Raw genomic sequence first — 276 nt, forward strand, 5'->3', positions numbered from 1 at the left:
TCGTGAGGAGGAGGATCTCGTCTTCGGCGAGCGTGCGAACGGGAGAGACGCGTGGAGCGGTGAAGCCCGCGTCGACGAGCTCTCGGGCGAGCGTGTCATGACTGAGCAGTCGCAGACGGCTCGTGAGCACGGTCGCTTCGCGACCTTCTGCCATGTCGGCGAGACGAACCCAGTTGACCACGCGCTCGGCGCCGCCCGCGGCCACCTGTTGCGAGAAGAGGGAGATCTCGTCTCGCGCAGGTCCGGGGACTCTGATCTCCCGCACTGTCGAGACCG

At 67.0% G+C, this 276-nt stretch carries 1 protein-coding gene; it reads right to left on the reverse strand.

The window, feature by feature from the left end; genetic code table 11:
- A partial coding sequence (locus R0J87_RS20060) for a hypothetical protein (RefSeq protein WP_498888450.1) occupies nt 1-276 on the reverse strand: 276 nt, incomplete at both ends.

Origin of the sequence: Halomonas sp. SIMBA_159 (assembly GCF_046536035.1) — a bacterium.
GTDB classification, from domain to species: domain Bacteria; phylum Pseudomonadota; class Gammaproteobacteria; order Pseudomonadales; family Halomonadaceae; genus Vreelandella; species Vreelandella venusta_A.